Here is a 25,945-nt window from a genome sequence, read left to right as displayed (position 1 = left end):
ATGCGCGCGGCACGCCGCGCGCCGATCGTTCGCTCGGCGCTTGAATCAGCCCGGCCGCGTCATGCCGTAGGCCATCAACGCCGCCATCGCACCGAGGGTGAGCAGGGCGCACGACAGGCCGAGGAGGCCGTACTGCTTGCTGCGACCAGGCTGCAGGCAGTTGCCGATGCCCAGCGCGATGGCGCAGACCTGCGCGATGGCGGTGAACAACGCCAGCAGGCCGAGCAGCAGCGACATCGGCGCGTGCGGGCCAGCGGCGAACGTCGGGATGACGAAGAAGGTGCTGAGCACCAGCGCCGCGAGCAGCACCAACGCGCTGAGCAGGCTGGTCGCCAGGGACGCGATGCCCAGGCCGGAGCGTGGCCGTGGCGCGGGCGCGGTCATGCGCGGCGATCCGGGTGCGGGTCGGCGCAGCCGACGCGGCCGCTGCGTAAGCGACCTTCCTGCACCCGCCTCAACGCGGCTCCGCCACGATCAGCCAGTTGTTGAACGGCGTGTTGCCGTACAACGGCGCGAAGCTGGCGCGCAGGCCGGCGGCGTCGAGCTGGGCCTGCAGGCTGTCGCGGGTGGGGTACGCCTTGGGCAGTTCCTGCATCCAGCCGGCCAGGTGCGCGAGCACGTCGGTGATGCGGCTGGTGCGGCCGCGGCCGCTGGCATCGCCCAGGCCGCTGCGGATCACCAGCTTGGCGCCGGGCGTGAGCATGCGCGCCACGCTGCGGATCAGGTTGGACTGCATGTCGCGGTCCAGGTACTGCAGCACGTCCAGGATCGCGACGCTGCCGTGGTGCTCGGGCCAGGACTGGCCCAGGTCGACCACCGCGAAATGCGTGTCCTGCAGCCCGTTGCGCGCGGCGATGGCGCCGGCGCGGCGGATCTTGGCCGCGTCGATGTCCACGCCGTGGTAGCGCTGGCGCTGGCCGTCGGCGCGCAGCGCGTGCGCGAGCAGGCCCAGCCCGCAGCCCAGGTCCAGCACCGGCGCGTCGGTGCCGCGCAGCGCAGCGAGCACGCCGGGATACAGCGGGTCGGTGCGCAGCTTGGTGCGCGTGTAGTAGTAGTCGTAGCGGTTGCCCAGCGGGTGCGTGGGCAGGAAGGCGCGGGCGATGGCCAGGGCCTGCGGGCGGGTCATGGGCTGGGTGGTGCTGGCGTCGCGCAATGTCGGTCCTTGGCAGCGGGCGTACGCCAGCTAGGCTAACGCATCGCGTGCCGCCGGCGACAGCACTGCGCTCCAGCGCGCATACATCGCCGCCGACGGATGCAGCCCGTCGGCGGCCAGCATCGCCGGATCGCCGCCGCCGTCGCGGCTGCAGCCGGTGATGTCGACGAAGCGCACCGCGCGCGCGGCGCAGCAGGCCTGCGCGGCGGCGTTGAAGGCGTCGATCTGCGCGGCGATGCGCGCCGGATCGTGTGCGGGCGGCTGCGCGAAGGCGGTCACGCCCCAGTCCGGGATCGATACCGCCAGCACCCGCTGCGGCCGCGCGTCGGCGAAACCGATCGCACGCTGCAGCAGCGCGTCGAACTGCGCGCGGTAGTCGTCGAGCGGATAGCCGCGGTACTGGTTGTTGACGCCGATCAGCAGCGTCACCAGGTCGAAGGGTCCCTGCGGCGCGGCCGCGTCGATGCCGGCGTCCAGTTCGTCGGTGGTCCAGCCGGTGGTGGCGACGATCTGCGGATCGGCCAGGGCGATGCCGTCGCGGCGCAGCGCCGCCGCCAGTTGCATCGGCCAGCGTCCGTCGGCGTCAACGCCTTCGCCGATCGTGTAGGAATCGCCCAGCGCCAGGTAGCGCAGCGGTGCGTGCTGGACTGCGGCGAAACGCGCCTGGCTCATCTACGCGGCGCCAATGGCAGCCCCATCACCGGGACGCGCGCTCGCAGGAGCGGCGCACGCTTCACCATTCCCCATTCCCCATTCCCCACTCACCGCCCCACAGCCGCCCGCGGCTTCAGCGGCACCACCTTGGTGGCGTCCTCGGCGCGGCGCGCCAGCACGCGGTCGATGCGCGCGAACACCTCGCGCATCGTCGCCGCCTCCGGCAGCAGGGTGACGCGGAAATGGTGCCGGTAGGGCACGTTGAAGCTGGAGCCGGGCACCACCAGCACGCCTTCCTGTTCCATCAGTTCCAGGGCGAAGGCGTGATCGTCGAAGCCGCGCGCGGCGGCGCCGACCACGGCCGGGAACGCGTACAGCGCGCCGGCCGGCTGCACCAGCGACAGGTGCTCGCTGGCCGCGCAGGCCTCGATCACCGCGCGGCGGGTCTCGTACAGGCGGCCGCCGGGCGCGCACAGCGGCGAGATCGTGTCCGGGCCGTTGACCGCGGCATCGATGGCGAACTGGCCGGGCACGTTGGCGCACAGGCGCAGGGCGCCGAGCAGGTCCATGGCGTTGCGGAAATCGCCGACGCGCTCGCTATCGCCGGACAGCAGCGCCCAGCCCACGCGCCAGCCGCAGGCGCGGTGCACCTTGCTCAGGCCGCCGAAGCTGATGCACGGATGCGCGCCGGCCAGCGGCGCCACCGACACGAACTCCGCGGCGTCGTACAACACCTGGTCGTAGATCTCGTCGACCATCAGCAGCAGGTTGTGCTTGACCGCGATGGCGACGATCTTCTCCAGCAGTGCGCGCGAGTAGCTGGCGCCGCTGGGGTTGTTCGGGTTGATCAGCACGATGGCGCGGGTGCGCGAGGACACCAGCGTCTCGATCTCCACCGGGTCGGGCTGGAAGCCGTTCTCCGGCGCGCAGCGGTAGTACACCGGACGGCCGTCGTTGAGGATGGTGGCCGCCGACCACAGCGGGTAGTCGGGCGAGGGCACCAGCACTTCGTCGCCGGGGTTGAGCAGCGCCCGCAGCGACAGGTCGATCAGCTCGCTGACGCCGTTGCCGACGAAGATGCGGTCCGGGTGCGCGTCCGGATGCTGGCGCCGGGCGTAGGCCGCGGCGATCGCCTCGCGCGCCTCCGGCAGGCCCTGCTGGTGGGTGTAGGGGTCGGTGCGGCCCATGTCGTCGGCGATCGCGCGCTGCAGGTGCTCGGGCGCACGGAAGCCGAACGCGCCGGGATTGCCGATGTTGAGCTTGATCAGCTTGCGCCCCTGGGCCTCCAGCTCGCGGGCTCGCCGTGCCAGTTCGCCGCGGATCTCGTAGCGGACTTCGGACAGGCGTTCGCGGATCGCGAGCGGCTTGATCGGCAGGGTGGGCATCGCATTGGCCGGTGGGGCGTGGGACCTGCATGGTAGCGGAAATGTGACACCGCGGCGGGGCGGGGGGCTGCGTGGTGGCGGGCCGTCTACGGCGGTTGGCCTCCGCGCTCGGCGCTGCGATGGGCGAGGCGGCGGCGCCGGGCAGGCCCGCGCACGTCGCCCCCACGGCCGGACTGCGCTCACCTCCGGGCGCGGCACACCCTCTAGAATCCGCGCATGACTTCCTCCCCGATCGACTTCGACGCGTTGCGCCCCATCGGCTGGCCCTGGCCCGGATTGCCCGAGGAGCCGGCCTGGCGCGCGCTGTTCGAGACGCATCCGCAGGCGCGGCCGGCGCGGGTGGTGGAGCAGCACCGCACCGGCTACGTGGTCGCCGACGCGGTGGACACCGGATTCAAGGTCGAGTCGCTGCCGGACTGGCAGCGGCCGCGCTTTCCCAGCCACGAGCGCGCCGCGGTCGGCGACTGGGTGTTGCTGGAGGACACGCGCATCGTCGCGCTGCTGCCGCGGCGCACCGCGATCAAGCGCGGCGCCGCCGGCGAGCACTACCACCAGCAGGTGATCGCGGCCAACATCGACACGGTGTTCATCGTCTGCGGCCTGGACGCGGACTTCAATCCGCGGCGGATCGAGCGCTATCTGCTGCTGGTGGGCGGCGGCGGTGCGGCACCGGTGGTGGTGCTGACCAAGGCCGACCTCACCGAGTACGCCGACGACGCGCTGGCGGTGCTGGAGGAATTGGCGGCGCAGTCGATCCCGCTGTTGACGGTGAACGCGCGCGAGGCCGACAGCGTCGCCGCGCTGCGGCCGTGGCTGGGGCCGGGGCAGACCGCGGTGCTGGTCGGCTCGTCCGGTGCCGGCAAGTCTACCCTCACCAACACCTTGCTCGGCGTGCAGAAGATGCGCACCGCGGCGGTACGCGCCACCGACTCGCGCGGCCGCCACACCACCACGCATCGCGCGCTGCTGCCGCTGCCGTCCGGCGCCTGCCTGATCGACACCCCGGGCATGCGCGAACTCAAGCCCACCGGCGAGGAAGACCTGGCCGAGGGCGCCTTCGCCGACATCGAGGCGCTGGCCACGCAGTGCCGCTTCAACGATTGCGCGCACCTGGCCGAGCCGGGCTGCGCGGTGCAGGCGGCGATCGAGCGCGGCGAGATCGATGCCGCGCGTCTGGCCAACTACCTGAAGCTGCGCGAGGAAGTGGCCGGCGCCGCCGGCAAGCTGGCGCAGCGCCAGGCGCAGAACGCGGCCGCCGGCCGCAGCGGCAAGCCCGGCGGCGGCAAGCCGGGAGGCAAGCGCCCGCCGCCGCGCAACCTGCGCCGCTGACGCCGGCCGTGGCCAAGCGCGCGCTGCCGGCCGAGATCCGCCACCACGCCGCGCTCGATGCGCGGCTGGTCAAGGCGGTGCGCGGCATCCGCCTGTTGGCGCTGGCGAGTTGGCCGGTGGCGCTGCAGACGCCGTTCCTGGAGAGCGTGGCGCGCGGGCAGCCGCAGCTGCCGCAGGTGGACTACCCCAGGCTGGATTTCGCCGACACCCGTCGCGAGCTGGCGGCGATCGCCGAGGCCGCCGATCCGGCACATCCGCTCGGCGCCTACCTGCAGGCCTCGGTGCATAGCTGGGATCTGGCCGCGGCCCTGCTGGAAGCGCTCGGCACGCCGGCGGTGGGCACGTACTCGGCGCAGTTGTTCGGCGTGCCGGACGACCCGATGCCCGGCCACGGTCCCACCACCCGCGAGGCCGCCGGCCATTTCATCCGCATCGCCCAGGAGCTGGACCGCGAGCTGTTTTCGGCCGAGGAGCAGGTGCCGGTGTCGGCCACCGCCTTGCGCCTGCTGTTGCAGCGCGATCTGGACGAATTCTTCGGCGCGCGGGTGATCACGGTGGAACTGGATCCGGACCTGCTGGCCAAGGCCGCCGCCGGCGCGCAGCGCATCCGCCTGCGCTCCGGCGCGCACTTCAGCGACTACGACCGCGCGCAACTGTTCCACCACGAGGCGCTGGTGCATTCGCTGACCGCGCTCAACGGCCGGCAACAGGCGCAGTTGCCGAGCCTGGCGCTGTCCTCGCCGCGCACCACCGCCACCCAGGAAGGCCTGGCGACCTTCGCCGAGCAGATCACTGGCAGCATCGACATCGAGCGGATGAAGCGGATCAGCCTGCGCATCGAGGCGATCGCGCTGGCCCGCGACGGCGCCGACTTCATCGAGGTGTTCCGCTACTTCGATGCGGCCGGGCAATCGCCGGCGGAAAGCTTTTCCTCGGCGCAGCGCGTGTTCCGCGGCGTGCCGACCACCGGCGGCGCCGCGTTCACCAAGGACACCGTGTACCTGCGCGGCCTGGTGTCGGTGCACACGTTCTTCCGCCAGGCGCTGCAGCGCGACCGGCTGCCGCTGTGCCGCTGGCTGTTCGCCGGCAAGATGGCGCTGGAGGACGTGGCCGCGTTCGCGCCGCTGTTCGAGTCCGGCGTACTGGCGCCGCCGCGCTGGTTGCCGACCTGGGTGGCGCGCGCCAGCGGCCTGGCCGGGATGCTGGCGTTCTCGCTGTTCGCCAACCGGATTCGCATGGATCAGGTGGACTGAACGGCGCCACGTCGCGCTCACCCGCCGCGAATGTGCGGCTGCCGATACTGCGGCGCCCGGCCTGCCCCCGCATGGCCGCTTTCCCCTCACGAGGAGACCCGCATGAAGATCCTGATGGTGCTGACGTCGCACGACCGCCTCGGCGACACCGGCCACAAGACCGGCTTCTGGCTGGAAGAGTTCGCCGCGCCGTATTACACGTTCAAGGACGCCGGTGCCGAACTGACCCTTGCGTCGCCCAAGGGTGGGCAACCGCCGCTGGACCCGAAGAGCGATGCGCCGGACGCGCAGACCGAGGCCACCCGGCGTTTCAAGGACGACCCGGCGGCGCAGCAGCAACTGGCGAGCACGCAGATCTTGGCATCGGTGCGCATGGACGACTACGACGCGCTGTTCTACCCGGGCGGCCACGGCCCGCTGTGGGATCTGGCCGAAGACCGCGACTCCATCGCGCTGATCGAAGCGTTCGCGCGCGCCGGCAAGCCGATCGGCTTCGTCTGCCATGCACCGGGCGTGCTGCGCCGGGTGACCGGGGCCGATGGCGCGCCGTTGGTGAAAGGCCGCCGCGTCACCGGTTTCACCAACGGCGAAGAGGCTGCGGTGGGCCTGACCGACGTGGTGCCGTTCCTGGTCGAGGACGAACTGCAGCGACTGGGCGGCCAGTACAGCAAGGTCGCCGATTGGGGCGTGCATGTGGTCGAGGACGGGCGTTTGGTCACCGGGCAGAACCCGGCTTCGTCCGAGGCGGCGGCCGAGGCGTTGCTGGGAATGCTGCGCGGGAAGTGAGCGCTCACCGAGCGCGATGATGGCAAGGCGACTTGCCATCACGGTATCGGGCGCGCTTTGGTTCCTGGTGATGGCGCAGCGCTTGAAGGTCGCTTTGACAGCCGACGTTGTAGCGCTCCACTAAACGTATCCTTGCTCCGTCATCCGTAGGAGCGGCTTCAGCCGCGACGGGCGTTCCCACTGATGCCGGTCGCGGCTGAAGCCGCTCCTACAAGGCCTAGATGTGCCGCTGCGGGCCAGCCAGGTGCGCGCCTGTGGGAGGGACTTCAGTCCCGACTGCACGCACTCGCAAGCGCAGATGCAACGCAGCGGCGCTGATCGGCGCCGCTGCTGCTTTCGGCTCAGCCGCGCCGCCACCAGCGCAGGCCGTACGCCGGCAGGATGCCATCCCAGTGCACCAGCGTTGCCGGATCGCTGCCGCCATCGGCAATGGCGTGCCAGTCGCCTGTTCCAAGCGCATCGGCGACCTCCACCGCAATCGGCTCCGCACTGAAGTTGTACATCGCCACGAACGCTTCGCCGCGCGCCAGGCCGAGCAGGGCGGGATTACCCAGTGGCACCGCGCGCAGCGGCTGGTCGGCGGTCAGTGCAACGGTTTCGGTACGCGCGGCGATCAACCCGCGCAGGCGGGTGTAGACCTGGCCGGGCAGGCTGTCGGTGTCGTGGCGTTGCGCCGCGCGTGCCCAGTCCATGACCGGGCGGTGCAGCCAGCGGCCTTCGTGCTGGCGTAGCGGGTCGTGGCGATAGTCCTCGTCGTTGCCCAGCGCCAGTTCGTCGCCCATGTACAGCAGCGGGATGCCCGGCATCGCCAGCGCCACGGCGTACAGCAGCAGCAGGCGGCGTACGCCCAGTTCCAGTGCGTCGCTGTCGTCGGCGGCCAGCGCCGCGGCGATGCCGACCAGCGCCGCGCTCATGCCGTTGCTGCCGTGCACGCCATCGCCGCTGCTCTGGAACGCTTCGCCGCGCGCGTAGCTGTCGGCGGTGCGGCCGGCGTAGAACTGGGCGATGCGCGCCAGCGCGAACGGCGCCACGCCATCGCCACCGGCGGCTTCGCGCTGCAGCACGTTCCAGCCGATGTCGTCGTGGCAGCGCACGTAGCTGAGCCAGCCACAGGCTGTCGGCAGCGCCGGCGTGTGTGCGATCGCGGCTTGCACGATGTCGCCGCGCTGCTCGGCCAGCGCCACCCAGCCGGCTGCCATCAGCGTGCTGTGGTAGGCCAGGTGGCATTCGTGGCCGCGCGCGGCGCCTTCGCCGAAATACGGCGGCAACTGCGCCATCGGCACGATCGCCTCGGCCTTCAGCAGCACCGCCGGGGCCAGGATGTCGGTGAGTGCGCGCAGCGCCTGCAGGATGGTGTGCGCCTCCGGCTGGTTCATGCAGTCGGTGCCCGGGCGCTTCCACAGGTAGGCGGTGGAATCCAGGCGGAACACCTCCACGCCCAGGTTGGCCAGGTGCAGCAGCGCCAGCGCCATTTCGCCGAACACTGCGGGGTTGCTCCAGTCCAGATCCCATTGGTAGGGGTAGAACGTGGTCCACAGCCAGGCATCGGCTCCTTCCACCCAGGTGAAGTTGCCCGGAGCGGTGTGCGGGAACACTTGGCCCAGGGTGCGCTCGTAGGCGTCCGGCGCGCTGCGGTCGGAGAAGTGGTGGTAGTAGTCCAGATACTGCGCATCGCCGCGCTTGGCCGCCAGCGCCCATGGGTGGTCGTCGGCGGTGTGGTTGAGCACGAAGTCGGCGCACAGGCTGATGCCGGCCGCGCGCAGGCGTGCGGTCAGTGCCGCCAGGTCGGCGGTGTCGCCCAGCCGCGGCTCGATCTGGCCATAGTCGCTGACCGCGAAGCCGCCGTCGTTGTCGCCCTCGCGCGCGCGCAGGAACGGCAGCAGGTGCAGGTAGCGCACGCCCAGTTCCTGCAGGTAGGGCACGCGTTCGCCGACGCCATGCAAGGTGCCGGCGAAGCGGTCGACATAGGCGCTGTAGCCGAGCATCGCCGGGGTGGCGAACCAGTCAGGGGCGCGCTCGGCATCGAGCTGGCGCAGCGCCGCCGGCCGCGCATTGGCGGTGGCCGCCAGTTGCGTCAGCCACTGCGGCAACCATTGCGCGAACGCCGGATGCGCGCCGTACAGCGCATGCAAGGGGGCGAGCAGGCGTTCGCCGTGGCGCTGCAGGCGTGGCAGCACTGCGTCGGCGGCGTCCGGTTGCAGATGCGCCTGCCACAGGGTGTGGGCGAGCGCGGACAGTGCGGAAGGAGCGGGTGCGGTCATGGGGGGCTTGGCCGCGCCCCGGGCGGGGCGCGGATGTGCGGTCCTCGTCAGAAGTCGTAGCGCAGGCTGATGCTGGAAGTGCGGCCCGGGATCGAGCGCGCGCGGATCACGCCGGAAGCCGCGTCGGCGATCGACGCTTCCTCCGCTTCGGTCAGGCCGAAGGTGTTGAACAGGTTGTTGACGTTGAGCGAGACGGTCAGCGCATCGGTGATGCGGTAGTCGCCGAACAGGTTGACCTGGGTGTAGCCAGGCATCTTCAGCTGGTTGCTGTCCTGGGTGTAGGCCGACGTGGTGCCGATCGCATTGACCCCGACCTGGTAGCGCTCGCCGCGGTAGCTCGGCGTCAGCTGCCAGACGAAGCGCGCCTGCCGACGCGGCGTGTTGCCGGCATTGGCCGGGGTGATCTGGTCCTTGTCGATGGTGGCGTCGGTCCAGGTCAGGCCGCCGTTGAGGGTGAAGCCGCCGGTGCGGTACGCGGCTTCCAGTTCCAGGCCGTGCGCCTTGTAGGTGCGGTCGAAGAAGCGCTGGGTGGTGGCTTCGTAGTTCTGCTCCTGGGTGCGCGCGGCGAAGGCGGTGGCGAACAGGCTCAGGCCGCCGCTGCGCCACTTCAGGCCGCCTTCCAGTTGCTTGACCACGTTCACCGCTTCGTTGGATGAGACCGAGCCGTCGTCGCGGACCACGCCGAACAGCAGGCGGTCGGCGTTGGCGCGGGCGCCGCGGCTGTAGCGCGCGAACGCGGCCAGGTCGTCGTTGAGCATGTAGTTGCCGCCGAACGAATACGACAGGTAGTTCCAGTCGTAGCGCACCGGCTTGGGGTTGGCGTAGTCGATGGTCGCCACACGTTGCTCCGGCGCCTCGATCACGCCGTCGCCGTTCACGTCGACATTGCTGGCCAGCACGCCGCCGGCGGTGCTGCCGCGCGCGCGGCCCATGTCGTAGCGCAGGCTGCCGTCCACGCTCAGCGGGCCCTGGTCCCAGCTCAGCGCCAGGTACGGCGCGTTGATGTCGTAGCGCACGTCATAGTGGCGGGTATTGTCCAGCCCCCAGTACGGCACGCCGTAGGCGTACAGGCCGTCCTGCGAGCGCAGGCTGCCGTCGGCGGCGACCACGTCCAGCAGCCGCGCACGGTGCCCCAGCGACTGCACGTAGGAGTTCCAGGTCCAGTCCACGTCGATGGTCTGCCGCGAGGTATACCAGCCGGCCTTGAGGTTGAGATTGCCGCCGTCGCCGCTGCCGAAGTCGCGCGCCAGGCTGACGTCGTTGACTGCGTTGCCCAGGTCGTTGAGATGCACGTTGAACAGATGCGTGCGCAGCGCCAGCCCGGTGTAGGCCTGGCCGGCGTTCGGGCCGTCGACGTAGCGCAGGCCGGCACCGGCGCCGCCGATGCTCGCCGCCAGCGCGCCGGCATCGGCGACCTGCGCTGGGAACGGCGCGACGAAGCGGCCGGAGGTATCGGCGATGCGCAACTTGTCGGTCAGCGTCCAGCCGCCACCGATGTCGAACTGCGCCTCGGCGCCGAACGCGCGCGACAGCGGGTGCATGCCGTCGCTCAGTTCCACCCGCGAGGGTTTGTTGCCGCCATCGAGGGTGGCGCTGCTGCGGAAGTACGGGCTGTACAGCGTGTCGGTGCCGGGATCGAAACCGTCGATGTTGCCGAAGTGCGGCGACCCGTCGCTGCCGCTGACCCGCGTGGGCACCGGCAGATAGCCGGCGGCGCGGTCGTTGAGGTACTTGGCGTAGACGCGCACGTAGCCGTTGTCGAACAGCCGGGTCAGGTTGGCCTTGAGCTGGCCGCCCTTGTCGGTGGTGTAGCCGGCGTCGCGCACGCCGTCGCCGCGCCGGTAGAAACCGCCGACGTTGAACTGCCAGTGCTCGGCGAACGGTGCGCCGTAGTCGAAGTCCAGGCGGGTGTTGTCGTAGCCGCCCAGGCCGCGGGTGAGGCCGACGCTGCCGCCGGCGGTATCGCCGGTCTTGCTGATGAAGTTGATGATGCCGCCGGGCGAGTTGCTGGCGAAGGTGGACGCCGAGCCGCCGCGGATCGCCTCGATGCGCTCCAGGCTGTAGTCGGCGCGCAGGAAGATGTCGGCATTGCCGAAGGCGATGTCGCCGAATTCCAGCACCGGCAGGCCGTCTTCCTGCAACTGCAGGAACTTGGCGCCGCCGGAGGCGACCGGCAGGCCGCGCACGGCGATGTTGGCATTGCCTTCGCCGCCGCTGGATTCGGAGCGGATGCCGGGGATGTTGCGGAAGATCTCGGCGGTGCTGCGCGGCGCCGACTGTTCGATCGCCTCGGCGCCGACGGTGCTGACCGAGACGCTGGACTTGAGCTTGCTCTTGGGCGTGGCGGTGCCAGTGACGAAGACCGAGTCCAGGCTGACCACGTCGCCCTGCGCCGCCGGGGCGTCGGCAGCGGCGGGTGTGGCCTGTTGCGCGAGCGCAGCCGGTGCGGACAGCGCCGCGGCGACGGCCAGGGCCAGGGTCTGCAGGCGGATCGAAGGGTGATGCATCGCTGTCTCTCCCGAAGCGAGTGGTGCAGTGGGTGGCGGCGCGCCGCTGCCGGAATGGGCAGGGCGCGGCGCGGTCGGTGGGTGCGGCGGCGTACAGATACGGCTGTCCGCAATCGATTGCAATTTGCAGTGCAGCAAATCCACCAGTGGCGCTTACGCCAACCTTATCTCTGAGAGACCGAGGCATTCTGCATGGTGCAGCGCAGCGTTACAAACGATTGCAGGCGCGGCGACACTCCGCTCCGCCGCTGCGGCACGCCTCCCGCGTGCCCGACCCGTCCAGGCCGATGCCGATGCTCATGCGTTCCGATCGTCCCCTGCTTCCGCTCTCGCGCGTGCTGGCGCTCAACGCCGGTTTCTTCGGCGTGCAGTACAGCTTCGGGCTGCAGCAGAGCAACATGAGCCCGATCTACAACTACCTGGGCGCCGACCACGCCAACCTGCCGTATCTGTGGCTGGCCGGCCCGATCACCGGGCTGGTGCTGCAACCGGTGGTCGGCGTGCTCAGCGACCGTACCGTGACCCGCTGGGGCCGGCGCATGCCGTACATGGTGGTGGGCGCGCTGGTGTGCAGCCTGTGCCTGCTGACCATGCCCTTCAGCGTGGCGCTGTGGATGGCGGTGGCGCTGCTGTGGATGCTGGATGCGGCCAACAACGTGGCGATGGAGCCGTACCGCGCGCTGGTCAGCGACGTACTGGCGCCGCCGCAGCGGCCGCTGGGCTACCTGACCCAGAGCGCGTTCACCGGCCTCGGCCAGACCCTGGCCTACGTCACCCCGCCGTTGCTGGTATGGCTGGGCATGAACCAGGACGCGGCCAACGCCCACCACATTCCCTACGTCACCATTGCCGCGTTCGCGATCGGTGCGGGGTTCTCCGCCGCCTCGATCCTGCTCACCGCGCGCAGCGTGCGCGAGCCGGTGCTGCCGGCGGCGGAATTGCAGCGCCTGCGCAGCGCCGCGGTCGGGCCGCTGGCGACGCTGCGCGAGATCGTCGACGCGGTGAGGCAGATGCCGCCGACGATGCGGCAGATGGCACCGGTGATGCTGTTCCAGTGGTATGCGATGTTCTGCTACTGGCAGTACATCGTGCTGTCGCTGTCGACCACCCTGTTCGGCACCACCGCGGCCGATTCGCATGGCTTCCGCGAGGCCGGCCTGGTCAACGGGCAGATCGGCGGCTTCTACAACTTCGTCGCGTTCCTGGCCGCGTTCGCGATGGTGCCGGTGGCGCGGCGGTTCGGCCCCAAGGCCACCCACGCCGCCTGCCTGGTCGCCGCCGGCCTCGGCATGTGCGTGCTGCCGTCGATCCACGACCGCTGGCTGTTGCTGCTGCCGATGATCGGCATCGGCCTGGCCTGGGCCAGCATGATGGGCAATCCCTACCTGATGCTGGCCAACAGCATCCCGCCCGAACGCACCGGCGTGTACATGGGCCTGTTCAACCTGTTCATCGTGCTGCCGATGCTGATCCAGATCGTGACCCTGCCGCTGTACTACGACAGCCTGCTGCAGGGCGACCCGCGCAACGTGATCCGCCTGGCCGGCGCGCTGATGCTGGCGGCGGCGGTGGCGATGGTGTTGGTGAAGCGTCGGGAATGGGGAACCGGGAATGGGGAATCGGAAAAGCGCGGCGTCGTGCGCTGAGACTCTGCGTGCTGACCGATCTCCCAACTCCCTAATTCGAATGTAGAACCCTAGGCCAGCTGACTCAGCGTCAGCGCGCGACCAACGCTTTTCCGATTCCCTATTCCCGACTCCCCATTCCCAGCCCTCAAGCCGACTCCCGCACCACCAGACTCACCGGCATCTCCACCGAGTCCACCGGCGTGCCGGCGATCAGGTTCAGCACGCCGTCCACCAGCAGGGTGGCGGCCTGGGCCAGGTCCTGGCGCACGGTGGTCAAGGGCGGCTGGCTGTAGGCGGCCAGGGGGATGTCGTCGAAGCCGACCAGGGCGATGTCCTGCGGCACGCGGTGGCCGGCTTCGATGAGAGCGCGGATCGCGCCCAGGGCGATCACGTCGGAGGCGGCGAACACCGCATCCGGCGGGTCGGTCTTCTTCAGCATCGCGCGGGTCAGGCGGTAGGCGTCCTCGCTGAGGAAGTGGCTGCGCGCGTGCAGCCGCGGGTCGAACGCCAGGCCGTGCGCGTCGAGCATGCGCCGGTAGCCGGCGAAGCGCGGCGCCACTTCCGGCAACTGCTCGTCGCCGAGGAAGGCGATGCGCCGGCGGCCATGCTCGATCAGGTGCGCGGTGGCCAGTTCGCCGCCGCGCAGGTTGTCGCTGCCCACGCTGGCATAGGCCTGGCCGTCGATGCGGCTGCCCCACACCAGCATCGGCAGGCCGCCGCGCGCGGCGGCGTCGAGCGAGGCGTGCTCGTGGCTCTGGCCGAGCATGATGACGCCGTCGGCGCGGCTGTTGTGCGCAAGGTCCTCGACCCAGTGGTCCTGGTGCTGGTCCAGCTTGGACAGCAGCATGCTGTAGCCGCGCGCGGTCAGCGCGTCGGCCAGCAGCGCCAGCATGGTCATCATGAACGGGTCCGACAGCGGCTGTTCGTGCGCGTGCATCAGCGGCACCGCCACGCAGACGATGTTGGAGCGGCGCGAGCGCAGGCTGCGCGCCACCGGATCGACCCGGTAGCCGGCGTCGCGGGCGAGCTGCTTGATGTAGGCGCGGGTGCGTTCGGCGACCACCGGATTGTCGGCCAGCGCGCGCGAGACCGTGGATTCGGAGACGCCGGCCATGCGCGCGATGTCGGCCATCTGCAGGCGCGCGGCGGGCGCGCCGGATTCGGGTTTGTCGGACATGCGGAGCGGGCGCGACGGACGAAGCGGAACCGGCAGTGTATGCCAGGCGCGCGTCGCGGCGCCCTAGGCCATGTGCAGGCCGCCGTTGACCGCGTAGTCGGCGCCGGTGACGTAGGCGGCCTCGTCCGAGGCCAGCCAGGCGCACAGCGCGGCCACTTCCTCCGGCTTGCCGAGCCGGCGCAGCGGCACCGAACTGGCCAGGCGGTCGAGCACGTCCGGCGGGAAGCCGCTGATCGCCGCGCTGGCGATGTAGCCGGGCGAGACGGTATTGACGGTGACCCCGCGCGAGGCCACTTCCTGCGCCAACGCGCGGCTGAAGCCCTGCATCGCCGCCTTGGCGGTGGCGTAGTTGATCTGCCCGATCTGGCCCTTCTGCGCGCTGACCGCACCGATGTTGACGATGCGGCCCCAGCCGCGCGCGGTCATGCCATCCACCACCTGCTTGGTGATGTTGAACAGCGCATGCAGGTTGCTGGCGATCACCGCCTGCCAGTCCTCGCGGCCCATCTGCCGGAACAGCATGTCGCGGCTGCCGCCGGCGTTGTTGACCAGCACGTCGATCTCGCCGACCTCGGCCTTGACCTTGGCGAACGCGGCCACCGTCGAATCCCAGTCGGTGGCGTTGCCCTCGGAGGCGATGAAATCGAAGCCGAGCTCGCGCTGCTCGCGCAGCCACGCCGACTTGCGCGGCGAGTCCGGCCCGCAGCCGGCGACCACGGTATGGCCGTTGCGCGCCAGCTTCTGGCAGATCGCGGTACCGATGCTGCCCATGCCGCTGGTGACGTAGGCGATTCTGAGGGTCACGTTGAACTCCTTCGGAGTTGGGAATCGAGAATGGGGAATCGGGAATGGTGAGAAGCGGGGCGCTGTTGCGATTCCCGATTCTCGATTCCCCATTCCCGGCAGCGCTCAAGCGGCCAACGGATACAGTGCGAATAACAAGCTGCCACCCATCAACACCAACGACACCAGCACCGCCCATTTCAGGGTGAAGCGCTGGTGGTCGGCGAAGTCGACCTTGGCCAGGCCGACCAGCAGGTAGGTGGACGGCACCAGCGGGCTGAGCAGGTGCACCGGTTGTCCGGCCAGCGAGGCGCGGGCCATCTCCACCGGGGTGATGCCGTAGTGGCTGGCGGCGTCGGACAGGATCGGCAGCACGCCGAAGTAGAAGGCGTCGTTGGACATGAAGAAGGTGAAGGGCATGCTCGCCAGTGCGGTGATCACCGCCAGGTACGGGCCCCAGGCGTCGGGGATCACCGCCAGGAAGCTGCGCGACATCGCCTCGACCATGCCGGTGTTGGAGAGGATGCCGGTGAACACGCCGGCGGCGAAGATCAGCGACACCACCGACAGCACGTTGCCGGCATGGTTGACCAGGCGGCGGCGCTGCTCGGCCAGGTTCGGGTAGTTGATCAGCAGCGCCAGCGCGAAGCCGATCATGAACAGCACCGGCATCGGCAGCACGCCGATCACCAGCGCGGCCATCAGCGCCAGGGTCAGCACCAGGTTCACCCACAGCAGCCGCGGCCGCTTGATGTCCTCGGCGTCTTCCACGGTGGGCAGCGCCTCGCCGTCGTCGGCCACGCTGCCGTCCATCCAGGCGTCGCCGGGCAGCGTCACCACGCCGAGGCGGCGCCGCTCCTTCATGCCCAGGTACCAGGCCAGCACCAGGATGCCGGCGATCGCCAGCGCCATCGCCGGCACCAGCGGCACGAACACGTCGGCCGGGTCCACGTGCAGGGCGGTGGCGGCGCGCGCGGTCGGGCCGCCCCACGGCGTCAGGTTCATCACCCCGCCGGCGAGGATGGTCACGCAGGTCATGTTCAATGCGTTCATGCCCAGCCGCCGGTACAGCGGCAGCATCGCCGAGACGGTGATCATGTAGGTGGTGGAGCCGTCGCCGTCGAGCGAGATCAGCAGCGCCAGCACCGCGGTGCCGACCACGATCTTCATCGGGTCGCCCTTGACCAGGCGCAGGATGCGCCGCACCAGCGGATCGAACAGGCCGGCGTCGATCATCACGCCGAAGTACAGGATCGCGAACATCAGCATGACGCCGGTGGGCGCGATCTTCTTGATCCCCTCCAGCATCATCTCGTTGATGCCGGTGCCGAAGCCGCCGGCCAGCGCGAACGCGATCGGGACGATGATCAACGCGACCAGCGGCGACAGCCGCTTGCTCATGATCAGGTACATGAAGGTAATGACCATTCCGAAACCGAGCGCGGTCAGCATGGAAGTTCCTTGGTGGTGCGGGGGGAAGAGGCGTCGCGGTGTTTGTAAGAGCGGCTTCAGCCGCGACAGGCCGGCATCGGAAGGATCTGTCGCCGCTGAAGCCGCTCCTGCAGAGGAGCGGAGGACTCAGAAGTCGTACTGGAAACGACCGGTAATCGCGCGGGTATGGTCGAGCGTGGTCCCGGCCAGGTGATCGCGGTTGCGGCTGTCGATCAGGTCGAGCATCAGCCGCAGGTTCGGCTTGATGTACCAGTTGCCGGCCAGCGTCCACGACGCGGTGGACGCGTCGAGCAGGTCGGCTTGCCCGTCGCGGTGCTGCTCGCCCCACATGCGGTCGTAGCGCAATGCCAGTTCGAAGGCGCCATATTTGTGGTTGACCTGCTTGATGCGGGTGAAGCGGCCGGTCTTGCTGTCGTAGCGGCGCGATTCGCCGGTGGCGAACCAGCTGACGAAGCCATAGGCCGCCATCACGTCGGCACGCTGCGCGCCGTCGTCGAACAATCCGCCGCTGAACTCGCCCTGCCACGACAACGGCCCGCGCACCTGCGCGTATTCCAGCGACCACTTGTCCACGTCGGTATCGCGGCCGTCGGCGAAGCGCGCCAGGGTGACGCGGCTGTCGTCGGACAGATGCCCGGCCGGGCGCGGGCGGATGCTCAGCGCCGGCGCGCCGCCGGCGCCGGGATGGTCGTAGTGCTCGTGCGCCAGCGACAGTCCCAGGTGCAGCACGGCGCCGTCGCGCGCGCCTGGCGCCCACGTGCCGCGGCCGCCGAACGCGTGGCCGCGGGTGTTGGAGACGTCGATGCTCTGCAGGCTGTAGACGCTGGCGGCCCAGGTGTAGTCGGTGCCCGCGGCCTGCCACGACACCGCCTTGCGGTACAGCGGCGCCAGCGTGCTGGCCGCGCCGCTGCGCTCCAGGAACTGGCCGAAGTTGGAGCCGGTGCGGTCGTCGAGGGTGAAGTACTGTTTGAACTGGCCCACGGTGAGCGTGCCGGCGCCGAATTTGCGGGTGATGTAGACGTCCTTGGCCTCGATGCCCTTGCCGTTGAAGTCGTCCTGCAGCCCGGCGAAATCGCCTTCGACCTTGTAGCCGAACCCGAAGAACTTGCCGGACACGTCCAGCCACAGTCGGCGGATCTCGGTGTCGTCGGGATTGGGCGTGCCGCGGTTGTCGTTGTCGAAGTGGGCGAAATCCCAGTGCAGGCGCCCACCGAGCTCGGCGGTCACCGGGCCGTCGTCGTCGCTGGCGGCGCGCGCCGAGCCGGCCAGGCACAGCAACGCGCAGGCGCTGCCCAATGTCAGAGTCTTCAGTTCCACGTCCCCTCCCAGGTGCGTGTCGCAGCGATTGGATCGGCCCGGCAACAACGGCCGCGGACCGGCATGGACGCAGCCTAGTCGGGCGTAGCTGTCAACGACCTGTCGGCGGTGGGGAATCGGGAATCGAGAATGGGGAATCGAAAAAGCACGTTCCCGGATGCGCTAGGCTTCTGCCGTTGCTGTTTCCATTCCCGATTCCCGATTCCTTATTCCCGGCCTCCAATGCGCCTGCTCCTGGTAGAAGACAACGCCGATCTCGCCGATGCGATCGTGCGGCGCATGCGCCGCAGCGGGCATGCGGTGGACTGGCAGCGCGATGGCTTGAGTGCGGCCGGGGTGCTGCGCTACCAGCGTTTCGATCTGGTGGTGCTGGATATCGGCCTGCCGGGGCTGGACGGGCTGCGCGTGCTGGCCGGGTTGCGCGAGCGTGGCGATACCACGCCGGTGCTGATGCTGACCGCGCGCGACGGCATCGAGGACCGGGTACAGGCGCTGGACGTGGGCGCCGACGATTACCTCGGCAAGCCGTTCGATTTCCGCGAGTTCGAGGCGCGCTGCCGGGTGCTGCTGCGGCGCAACCGCGGCCAGGCCAGCGAGGTGGTGCAGCTCGGCGGCTTCGCCTTCGACAACGCCGCGCACAGCGTCAGCCTGGACGGCACGCCGATCGAGTTGCCCAACCGCGAGTACCGCCTGCTGGAGATCCTGATCGGTCGGCTCGGCCAGGTCGTCGGCAAGGACGAGATCGGCAACGGGCTGTTCGGCTTCGACGACGAGGCCGGGCCGAACGCGATCGAGCTGTACGTCGGGCGCCTGCGCAAGAAGCTGGCCGCCGCGCCGTTGCGCATCGTCACCGTGCGCGGCGTCGGCTACAAGCTGGAGGCGGCGGCGACGCCATCGGATCCGGCGGCAGCGGACGCCGATGGCTGAGGCCGCGCTGCCGGCGCCGTCGATCCGGCGCACGCTGCTGCGCTACCTGGGCGCGCTATCGCTGCTCGGCGCGGTGGCGCTGTTCTTCGTCGCGCGCGACTACGGCCAGCGCGCCGCCAACCGTTCCTACGACCACCTGCTGGTGTCCTCGGCGCTGTCCATCGTCGATTCGGTGGCGCTGGCCGGCGGCCAGTGGCAGGTGGACCTGCCGTACGCGGCGCTGGACCTGCTGGCGATGGCGCCGGAGGACCGGGTGTTCTACCGCGTGTTCGATGCGCGCGGGCGCACCATCACCGGCTACGACGACCTGCCGGCGGCGCCGTCGCTGCCGCGCGCCAGCGCGCCGCCGCGCTTGTTCGACGCGGTCTACAGCGGCGAGCCGGTGCGCTTTGCGGTGGTGTCGCGGCGGGTGTCCTCGGCGGCGGCGCAGGACCAGGTGTGGGTGCAGGTGGGGCAGACCCGGCGCGCGCGCGAGGCGCTGGCGCAGGATGTGGTGCTGCATGCGCTGGTGGCGATCGCGCTGCTGTCGCTGCTGGCCTTGGCGCTGGTGTGGCTGGGCGTGTCGCGCGCCTTGCGGCCGTTGCGCACGCTCGAACGCGAGCTGTCGCGGCGCGAACCGTCCGAACTCAAGCCGGTGGCCGCGACTGCGCCGCAGGAGATGCAGCAGATGGTGGCGGCGTTGAACCGCTTCATGGCGCGCCTGGCCGGGAGCAACGAGACCCTGCGTGCGTTCATGGCCGAGGCCGCGCACCAGATGCGCACGCCGCTGGCGGCGCTGCGCGCGCAGGCGCAACTGGCGCTGGACGAGGACGACCCGCAGGAGATGCGACGCAGCCTGGAGGCGATCGAGCGCAACGCCACGCACATGAGCCGCCTGCTCAACCAGTTGCTCAGCGACGCCAGCGTGATCCACCGCTCCAACCTGCAGCGCTACGCCAGCGTGGACCTGGCCGAGGTGCTGCACCAGGCGCTGCACGAGGCCGTGCCGCAGGCCGCACCGCGGCCGCGCGTGCAACTGGCCGTGGCCAGCGAGCCGGCGCTGGTGCGCGGCGATGCGCTGCTGTTGCGCGAGGCGATCAAGAACCTGATCGACAACGCCTGCAAGTACGGCGGCGACGGCCCGTTGCAGGTGGCGCTGACCTGCAGCGCGCGCGACTGCGTGGTGACCGTGGCCGATCACGGCCGGGGTATCGCGGCGGCCGAGGCCGAGCGCGTGTTCGAGCGCTTCGTGCGCGGCGAGGGCGCGGCCGCCGGCGGCGCCGGGCTTGGCCTGGCGATCGTCAAGCGCGTGGTCGAAGCGCATGGCGGGCGCATCGACCTGTCCAACCGCGTGGGCGGTGGCCTGATCGCCAGCCTGCATCTGCCGAGGTTGCATCCATGAGCCTGTCCCTGCTGCTGCTGCGCCGCCTGCCGCTGCTGCTGATCGTTCTGCTCGCCGGCAGCGCACTGGCCGCGCCCGGCGACGTGCGCCGCTTCCCGGCGCAGGGCGCGGCCACCGCGCAACTGTGCATCCAGGGCTCGACCGACATCGAGGTGTTCGCCGCGGTGATCGGCGATTACCAGCGCCTGCATCCGCACACCGAGGTGGTCTATCAGGACGCCATCGCCTGGGACATCTACCAGCGCTATCTGCATCCCGGCCCCGGCCCGCGCTGCGCCGATCTGCTGATCAGCGCCAGCATGGACCTGCAGACCAAGCTGGTGAACGACGGCCACGCACTGGCGCACCGCTCGCCGCAGACCGAGGCGCTGCCGGCCTGGGCGCAATGGCGGCACGAAGTGTTCGGCATCAGCTACGAGCCGGTGGCGATCGTCTACAACACCGCGCGGCTGCCGGCCGCGCAGGTGCCGCGGACCCGCCGCCGGCTGCTGGAACTGCTGCGCGCGCCCGCATCGCCGCTGCGCGGGCGCATCGGCACCTACGACGTCGAACGCAGCGGTGTGGGCTATCTGTTCGCGACCCAGGACAGCCAGCTCGGCAGCATGGCCGGGGCGCTGCTGGCGGCGATGGGCGACAACCACGTGGTGCTGGAAGAGCGCACCGGCGTGCTGCTGGACAAGGTCGCGCGCGGCGAGCTGCTGCTGGCCTACAACGTGCTGGGTTCGTATGCGCAGGCGCGCATCGACGCCGGCGCGCCGCTGGCGATCGTGCAGCCGGAGGACTACACCCTGGTCGCGCTGCGCACCGCGGTGATCCCGCGCGACAGTCCGCACGCGGCCGAAGCGCGCCGTTTCCTGGATTACCTGCTGTCGCCGCGCGGACAGCAGGTGCTGTCGCGCGAGGCGCGGCTGCAGCCGATCCTGCCGCAGCCGGGCGGGGTCGCGCAGGGTGGGCCGGCCGCGGCCGCGGCGTTCCGCCCGATCGCGCTGGGCCCGGGCCTGCTGGTGTACCTGGATGCGCTGAAGCGCCGGCAGTTCCTGGACGCCTGGCGCAGCAGCATGCAGCAGGCGCCGCCGCGCTGAGCCGCGGCGGCGGCGCTCAGCGCGCGAAGCCCGGCTGGCGCCCGGGCGAGCACAGCACGCGCACGCTGTCGCCAAGTTCTTCCGGCGCGCCGCCGGCCAGCAGCGCGTGCAGGCGCGGCCGGTCCGGGGCCGCGCCCGGCGCCAGTCCCACCCAGGCATCCTTGCCGGCGCCCTTGGCGGCGTAGAGGCAGCGGTCGGCCAGGCCCACGCTCTGTTCCCAGTCGCCCAGCGCCGGCCACGCCGCGACGAACGGCCACGGTGCGAAACCGATCGAACAGGTCAGGGTCAGTTCGCGCTCGGCCAGGGCGAAGCCCTGCGTCGCCACCGCCGCGCGCAGGCGTTCGGCCAGGGCGCTGGCGGCGTCCTCGCGCCGCAGGCGCGTGACCAGCAGGAACTCCTCGCCGCCCCAGCGCACCAGCAGATCGCGCTCGCCGCACAGCCCGCGCAGGCGGTCGGCGCAGTGCACCAGCGCCGCGTCGCCGGCCTGGTGGCCGTAGTCGTCGTTGATGCGCTTGAAGTTGTCCACGTCGATCATGAAGAAATACAGCGCATCGGCGCTGCTGCCGTCGTCCAGCGCCGCCAGCAGGACCGGGCATTCGCGCGCCAGCCAATCCTGCAGCTCGCGGCGGTTGGCGACCTGGGTCAGCGGATCCAGGCGCGTGGCCGCCTGCAGGCGCGCGTTGCTCTGCAGCAGTTGCTGGTTGGCGCGTTCGAGCTGGCGGGTGCGCTCGGCCACGGTGAGGTTCAACAGTTCCACCATGTCGCGCTCGCGGTTGACCGTGCGTCGCACGCGATGCAAGACCAGCCCGAGCAGCGCCAGCCCCAGCAGCACGTAGCTGGCGTAGGCCAGCGGATGCCGCCACGGCGGCGGCAGTACCTCGATCTGCAGTCGCCGAGCGGCGCCGAACTGGCCGTCGCGCCCGGCCGCTTCCACCACCAGCGTGTAGCGGTCCGGCGGCAGATGGCTGACCGAGAAATCGCTGTGCGCGGTCTGCGGATACACCCAGCCCTTCTGCAGGCCGTCGACGCGGTAGCGCAGGCGCGCGGTGCCGGGCGCGGCGAAGTCGATCGCGGTCATGCCGACGGTGAACACGTTGTCGCGGTGGTCCAGAGCGATGCGCTGCGCGTAGACCACGTCGCTCTCGGTCTGGTTCTCGCCGCCGTCGCGGTCCTCGCCGGCATTGAGGATGCGCAGGTCGGTGAGCACTGCGCGCGCCTGCGGGCTGCGCAGCGGCAGGCGCGTGGGATCGACCACGTCCACGCCCTGGGTGCCGCCGAAGTACAGCAGGCCGTGCGCGTCGCGGTAGCCGCGGCCGCTGTTGTACTCCTGGTTCTGCAGGCCGTCGCGGCGGCCGAGACTCTGCACGATGCGGGTGCGCGGGTCGAGCACGCTCAGGCCGTTGTTGGTGCTCAGCCACAGCCGCCCCTGCGGATCCGGCAGGATGGTGTAGATGACGTTGCTGCTGAGCCCCTCGCGGTCGCTGTAGCGCAGCGCCACGTCGCGCTTGAGGTCGATGCGGTACAGCCCGCCGGAGAAGGTGCCCACCCACAGCACGCCGTCGTGTTCGTACAGCGACCACACCGAGGGGTACAGGGTGCTTCCGCGCGGGCGGTAGGGTTCGGCGGGACGGCCGCTGCGCATGCGCCACACGCCGCAGTCGTTGCAGCCGATCCACAGCGTGTCCTCGCTGTCGCGGTAGACCCGGGTCAGGGTGTGCCCGTTCAGCGGCGCCCAGCGCGGATCGTTGCGCACCTGGCCGCCGACCACGCGGCTCAGGCCGCGGCGGGTGGCCACCCACAGCGTGTCGCCTTCCAGCAGCAGATCGTTGATGTGCTCGTCGGCCAGGCCGCCCAGGCGTCGCAGCGCGCCGCTGCGGTCCAGGCGCCACAGGCCCTGGCGCGTGCCCAGCCACCAGCCGTCGCGATCGGCGGCGATGCTGCGGATCGCCTGGCTGGCCAGCCCCGGCACCAGCTGCCAGGCGGCGTGGCTGTTGTCGCGGGTCAGCAGGCCCTGGTCGGTGCCGATCAGCATGCGCTCGCCGTCGCGCCAGATGCTGCGTACGCTGCTGCTGGACCAGTCGTGGGTGTCGCTGACGCGCTCCTCGTCGTTGCGGATCACCGCCGACAACGGCCGCACCCGGTACAGCCCGGCGGTGTAGGTGCCGATCCACCAGGTGCCGTCGGGGGCCTGGTAGAAGCGGATGATGGCGCTGTTCGGCGGCAGGTCGAAGCTGAGCCGCTGCGGTACATGGCGCACGCTGTCCAGTTGCGTCACCGTGGCGTTGGTGGTGCCGACCAGCACCCGGCCGTCGTGCAGCCGGATCAGCGCGCTGAGGTCGCTGCCGCGGGTGAACAACTGCGCCGGTGTCCAGTGCGCCAGCACCTCGCCGCGCGGATCGAGCTGGAACAGCCCGCCGCGCGCCGAGGCCAGCCACAGGCCTTCCGGCCCGGACTGCAGTCCCACGCATTCGTCGATCCCGCGCGGCGCCGGCAGCTCCTCGCGTGCGTCGCGGCTCAGCCGCCACAGCCGGCATTGCCGGTCCAGCGCCACCGGCTGCGTGCCGTCCGGCATCCAGGTCAGTCCCACCACTGGTGCATCGCCGCCCAGCGGCCGCGCCCGCTGCAGGTCGGCCTCGACCCGGTCCAGGCCGCGTTCGGTGCCCAGCCACGCGCCGCCCTGCGGATCGATCAGGATCTGGGTGATGCGGTTGTGCGACAGGCCCTGCTTCGTGTCGAGACGGTGGTGCTGCCAGGTCGCCAGTTCGATCACTTCCAGGCCGGCGTCGTTGGTGCCCAGCCACAGGCGGGTGCCGCGCGGCTCGAAGCCGATGCTGTCGATGCTGCTGCTGAGCAGGCTCTGCCGGCTGTCGCTGCCCAGTTCGCGCCGGTAGGCGCGGAACAGATGCCCGTCGAAGCGGTTCAGGCCTTCCTGCGTGCCGACCCACAGGAAGCCCTGGTCGTCGCTCTGCAAGGCGTTGATCGACAGTTGCGACAGGCCCTCGTCCAGGCCGAAGTGCTCCAGGCTGCTGGGCAGGGCGTCGTCGTCGGCCGCCACGGCCGCGGAGGCAGCCGGCGCGAGCGCCAGGCACAGGGTGAGGCAGGACGCGGCCAGCGGCAGGCGGCCCAGCAGGTTGGAGAGGGAGGCGATCACGCCGTGTTATCGGCCAATGTGGTGTCGGTCTTGAATGTGCGGCAGTCGGGCCTGCCGCTGCCACTGGCGATCAGCATGCCGGGCGATTGTCCGGCGCGGCGCGTGCGGGGCGGTGCCGCGTGGTGCGCGCTGCCGACAAGATCCGGCAGGCCGGTCATGGCGCGCAACTCTCCGGTGGCGCGGACGCACGCTCGGCATCCCTCCGCGCCACACGTACACTGCATGTCCTGCGCGCCGTCCGCGCCCACCCGACGCCTCGCGGCGTCATGCCAGCCGCCTCACGCCCATGGATGCCCCGACGATCCTGGTCGCCGACGACCACCCGCTGTTCCGCGCCGCCGTGCTGCACGCGCTGCGCCAGGCCTTGCCGCGCGCCCTGGTGGTGGAAGCGGCCAGCGCCGCCACCCTGGACGCTGCGCTGGCCGCGCAGGCCGATGCCGACCTGATCCTGCTGGACCTGGCCATGCCCGGCGCGCGCGGCTTCTCGGCTCTGCTGCACGTGCGCGGCGAGCGCCCGGACGTGCCGGTGGTGGTGATCTCCTCCAACGATCACCCGCGGGTCATCCGTCGTGCGCAGCAGTTCGGCGCGGCCGGCTTCATCCCCAAGTCCTCGCCGGCCGAGACCATCGGCATCGCGGTGGCGGCGGTGCTCGACGGCGGCACCTGGTTCCCGCCGCTGACCGCGGCACGGTCGGAGGCAGACGCGCAGCTGGCCGCGCGCCTGGCGCAACTGACCCCGCAGCAATTCCGGGTGCTGCTGTGCCTGGCCGACGGCCTGCTCAACAAGCAGATCGCCTATGAGCTGGGCCTGGCCGAGAACACCGTCAAGGTCCACGTGACCGCGATCTTGAAGAAGCTCGAGTGCCACAGCCGCACCCAGGCCGCGGTGCTGGTGAAGGCGCTGGAGCCGGAAGGCGAGGCCTGAACCGAATCGCGGCGGGGGGCGTTTTCCGCGGCGCCCGGATACGCGATGCTATGCGCCGATGCCCGCGCCCCCCGCGGGCGGAGACCACCGGACCATGCCCACCACGACCCTCCGCAACGAGCAGACCGCCCACTATCCGTTCCTGCAGGAGATGCTGGACGACGACTACTTCCCCCCGTCGCTGGTCGGCAAGGGGCAGAAGATCCTGCTGCGGTTGTGCGAGGCGATCGAGGCGCAGGCACCGGCGGACCTGCCGGCGCTGTACCGGCTGACCCATGCCGCCACCGAGGAATTCAACAAGCTCGCGCTGGAATTCGAGGCCCACGACAGCGAGATCGAGACCGCCGCAAGCGAGAACATCGGCGTGGATTTCCTGCACATCGCCAAGGCCTACGGTTTCGAAGACGCCGACGTCGAGGAATTGATCGCGCCGCGCGAGTGGTAGACATCGCGCGCCGCCCCGTACCCTCACCCCAACCCCTCTCCCGGGGGGAGAGGGGCTAGCACCTCCCTTCTCCCGCTGGGAGAAGGTGCCCCGCAGGGGCGGATGAGGGTGCGGCGGCTGGAGTTTTCTCCGTCACCAGGCAGCGGTGAGGGCCGTTCGCTAACGGCGCATGAGATCTTGGGTGGCGCTGCGCGCCCCGGACCCTCACCCCAACCCCTCTCCCGGGGGGAGAGGGGCTAAAGCGCGGCGCCGCCGGCTTTTTCCTTCTCCCTCCGGGAGAAGGTGCCCCGCAGGGGCGGATGAGGGTACGGCAGCCAAAGATCCACATCCCCCAAACCTGATAAACCCG

General features: G+C 70.6%; 21 protein-coding genes. 9 read left to right on the top strand and 12 right to left on the bottom strand.

The window, feature by feature from the left end; genetic code table 11:
• Window positions 1-45: 45 nt before the first annotated feature.
• The 4 genes from J7357_RS10180 to J7357_RS10165 all read right to left on the bottom strand — a co-directional run bounded on the left by J7357_RS10180 (window position 46) and on the right by J7357_RS10165 (window position 3,192).
• On the bottom strand, window positions 46-384 hold the full coding sequence (locus J7357_RS10180) for a hypothetical protein (RefSeq protein ID WP_209246152.1): 339 nt from the start codon (window positions 382-384) through the stop codon (window positions 46-48).
• A gap of 70 nt (window positions 385-454) precedes the next feature.
• Window positions 455-1,126, bottom strand: coding sequence for a methyltransferase domain-containing protein (locus J7357_RS10175; protein ID WP_017910897.1), 672 nt, complete (start codon window positions 1,124-1,126; stop codon window positions 455-457).
• A 57-nt stretch (window positions 1,127-1,183) separates the two neighbouring features.
• Window positions 1,184-1,825, bottom strand: a complete 642-nt coding sequence (locus J7357_RS10170; protein WP_209246150.1) for an SGNH/GDSL hydrolase family protein — start codon at window positions 1,823-1,825, stop codon at window positions 1,184-1,186.
• Between the two features lie 89 nt (window positions 1,826-1,914).
• Window positions 1,915-3,192 carry a pyridoxal phosphate-dependent aminotransferase gene (locus J7357_RS10165; RefSeq protein WP_209246148.1) on the bottom strand — a complete coding sequence of 426 codons (1,278 nt, stop codon included), beginning with the start codon at window positions 3,190-3,192 and terminating at the stop codon, window positions 1,915-1,917.
• Between the two features lie 216 nt (window positions 3,193-3,408).
• Between J7357_RS10165 and rsgA the strand changes: the two genes are divergently transcribed.
• The 3 genes from rsgA (at window position 3,409) to J7357_RS10150 (ending at window position 6,560) form a co-directional block, all read left to right on the top strand.
• Window positions 3,409-4,521, top strand: coding sequence for a ribosome small subunit-dependent GTPase A (rsgA, locus tag J7357_RS10160; RefSeq protein ID WP_209246146.1), 1,113 nt, complete (start codon window positions 3,409-3,411; stop codon window positions 4,519-4,521).
• Window positions 4,522-4,529: 8 nt separating this feature from the next.
• A complete protein-coding gene (locus tag J7357_RS10155) occupies window positions 4,530-5,774 on the top strand; it encodes a flavohemoglobin expression-modulating QEGLA motif protein (protein ID WP_209246144.1) in 1,245 nt (414 codons plus the stop codon).
• 102 nt (window positions 5,775-5,876) lie between these two features.
• Window positions 5,877-6,560, top strand: coding sequence for a type 1 glutamine amidotransferase domain-containing protein (locus J7357_RS10150; RefSeq protein ID WP_209246142.1), 684 nt, complete (start codon window positions 5,877-5,879; stop codon window positions 6,558-6,560).
• A 341-nt stretch (window positions 6,561-6,901) separates the two neighbouring features.
• Here J7357_RS10150 and J7357_RS10145 read toward each other — a convergent pair whose 3' ends face one another.
• Both J7357_RS10145 and J7357_RS10140 read right to left on the bottom strand, forming a co-directional pair.
• The gene (locus J7357_RS10145) at window positions 6,902-8,821 is read right to left on the bottom strand and encodes an alpha-amylase family glycosyl hydrolase (RefSeq protein WP_209246140.1); all 1,920 of its coding nucleotides are present in this window, start codon (window positions 8,819-8,821) and stop codon (window positions 6,902-6,904) included.
• A gap of 47 nt (window positions 8,822-8,868) precedes the next feature.
• Window positions 8,869-11,328 carry a TonB-dependent receptor gene (locus tag J7357_RS10140; RefSeq protein WP_209246138.1) on the bottom strand — a complete coding sequence of 820 codons (2,460 nt, stop codon included), beginning with the start codon at window positions 11,326-11,328 and terminating at the stop codon, window positions 8,869-8,871.
• A gap of 299 nt (window positions 11,329-11,627) precedes the next feature.
• Here J7357_RS10140 and J7357_RS10135 point away from each other — a divergent pair, with 299 nt between their 5' ends.
• Window positions 11,628-12,974 carry an MFS transporter gene (locus tag J7357_RS10135; RefSeq protein ID WP_209246136.1) on the top strand — a complete coding sequence of 449 codons (1,347 nt, stop codon included), beginning with the start codon at window positions 11,628-11,630 and terminating at the stop codon, window positions 12,972-12,974.
• Between the two features lie 127 nt (window positions 12,975-13,101).
• Here J7357_RS10135 and J7357_RS10130 read toward each other — a convergent pair whose 3' ends face one another.
• The 4 genes from J7357_RS10130 to J7357_RS10115 all read right to left on the bottom strand — a co-directional run bounded on the left by J7357_RS10130 (window position 13,102) and on the right by J7357_RS10115 (window position 17,685).
• Window positions 13,102-14,133 (bottom strand): LacI family DNA-binding transcriptional regulator, encoded by a 1,032-nt coding sequence (locus tag J7357_RS10130; RefSeq protein ID WP_209246134.1) that lies wholly within the window; start codon window positions 14,131-14,133, stop codon window positions 13,102-13,104.
• A 63-nt stretch (window positions 14,134-14,196) separates the two neighbouring features.
• Window positions 14,197-14,937, bottom strand: coding sequence for an acetoacetyl-CoA reductase (gene phbB, locus J7357_RS10125; RefSeq protein WP_010344527.1), 741 nt, complete (start codon window positions 14,935-14,937; stop codon window positions 14,197-14,199).
• 105 nt (window positions 14,938-15,042) lie between these two features.
• A complete protein-coding gene (locus J7357_RS10120; protein ID WP_209246132.1) occupies window positions 15,043-16,368 on the bottom strand; it encodes a CitMHS family transporter in 1,326 nt (441 codons plus the stop codon).
• 126 nt (window positions 16,369-16,494) lie between these two features.
• Window positions 16,495-17,685: a porin gene (locus tag J7357_RS10115; RefSeq protein WP_209246130.1), complete on the bottom strand. Its 1,191-nt coding sequence runs from the start codon at window positions 17,683-17,685 to the stop codon at window positions 16,495-16,497.
• A gap of 222 nt (window positions 17,686-17,907) precedes the next feature.
• Here J7357_RS10115 and J7357_RS10110 point away from each other — a divergent pair, with 222 nt between their 5' ends.
• From J7357_RS10110 to J7357_RS10100, 3 genes are read left to right on the top strand one after another with little or no spacing between them, the layout of a single operon-like run.
• Entirely contained in the window at window positions 17,908-18,612 is a 705-nt protein-coding gene (locus tag J7357_RS10110; protein ID WP_209246128.1) for a response regulator transcription factor, read from the top strand.
• The gene (locus J7357_RS10105; RefSeq protein ID WP_209246126.1) at window positions 18,605-19,993 is read left to right on the top strand and encodes a sensor histidine kinase; all 1,389 of its coding nucleotides are present in this window, start codon (window positions 18,605-18,607) and stop codon (window positions 19,991-19,993) included. The genes J7357_RS10110 and J7357_RS10105 overlap by 8 nt, the downstream gene beginning before the upstream one ends.
• Window positions 19,990-21,075, top strand: a complete 1,086-nt coding sequence (locus J7357_RS10100) for an ABC transporter substrate-binding protein (protein ID WP_209246124.1) — start codon at window positions 19,990-19,992, stop codon at window positions 21,073-21,075. Before J7357_RS10105 ends, J7357_RS10100 begins: the two co-directional genes overlap by 4 nt.
• A gap of 16 nt (window positions 21,076-21,091) precedes the next feature.
• Here J7357_RS10100 and J7357_RS10095 read toward each other — a convergent pair whose 3' ends face one another.
• On the bottom strand, window positions 21,092-24,226 hold the full coding sequence (locus J7357_RS10095) for a ligand-binding sensor domain-containing diguanylate cyclase (protein WP_209246122.1): 3,135 nt from the start codon (window positions 24,224-24,226) through the stop codon (window positions 21,092-21,094).
• The gene (locus J7357_RS10090) at window positions 24,223-24,384 is read right to left on the bottom strand and encodes a hypothetical protein (protein ID WP_209246120.1); all 162 of its coding nucleotides are present in this window, start codon (window positions 24,382-24,384) and stop codon (window positions 24,223-24,225) included. Before J7357_RS10090 ends, J7357_RS10095 begins: the two co-directional genes overlap by 4 nt.
• A gap of 128 nt (window positions 24,385-24,512) precedes the next feature.
• Between J7357_RS10090 and J7357_RS10085 the strand changes: the two genes are divergently transcribed.
• The gene (locus J7357_RS10085) at window positions 24,513-25,151 is read left to right on the top strand and encodes a response regulator transcription factor (RefSeq protein WP_048490880.1); all 639 of its coding nucleotides are present in this window, start codon (window positions 24,513-24,515) and stop codon (window positions 25,149-25,151) included.
• A 94-nt stretch (window positions 25,152-25,245) separates the two neighbouring features.
• Window positions 25,246-25,596 (top strand): DUF5713 family protein, encoded by a 351-nt coding sequence (locus J7357_RS10080; protein WP_010344517.1) that lies wholly within the window; start codon window positions 25,246-25,248, stop codon window positions 25,594-25,596.
• Window positions 25,597-25,945: the final 349 nt, after the last annotated feature.

This window comes from Xanthomonas sp. D-109 (assembly GCF_017746095.1).
Taxonomy (GTDB): domain Bacteria; phylum Pseudomonadota; class Gammaproteobacteria; order Xanthomonadales; family Xanthomonadaceae; genus Xanthomonas_A; species Xanthomonas_A sacchari.
Note: the sequence above shows the minus strand (reverse complement) of the source record. Positions and strands in the feature narration are given on the sequence as shown.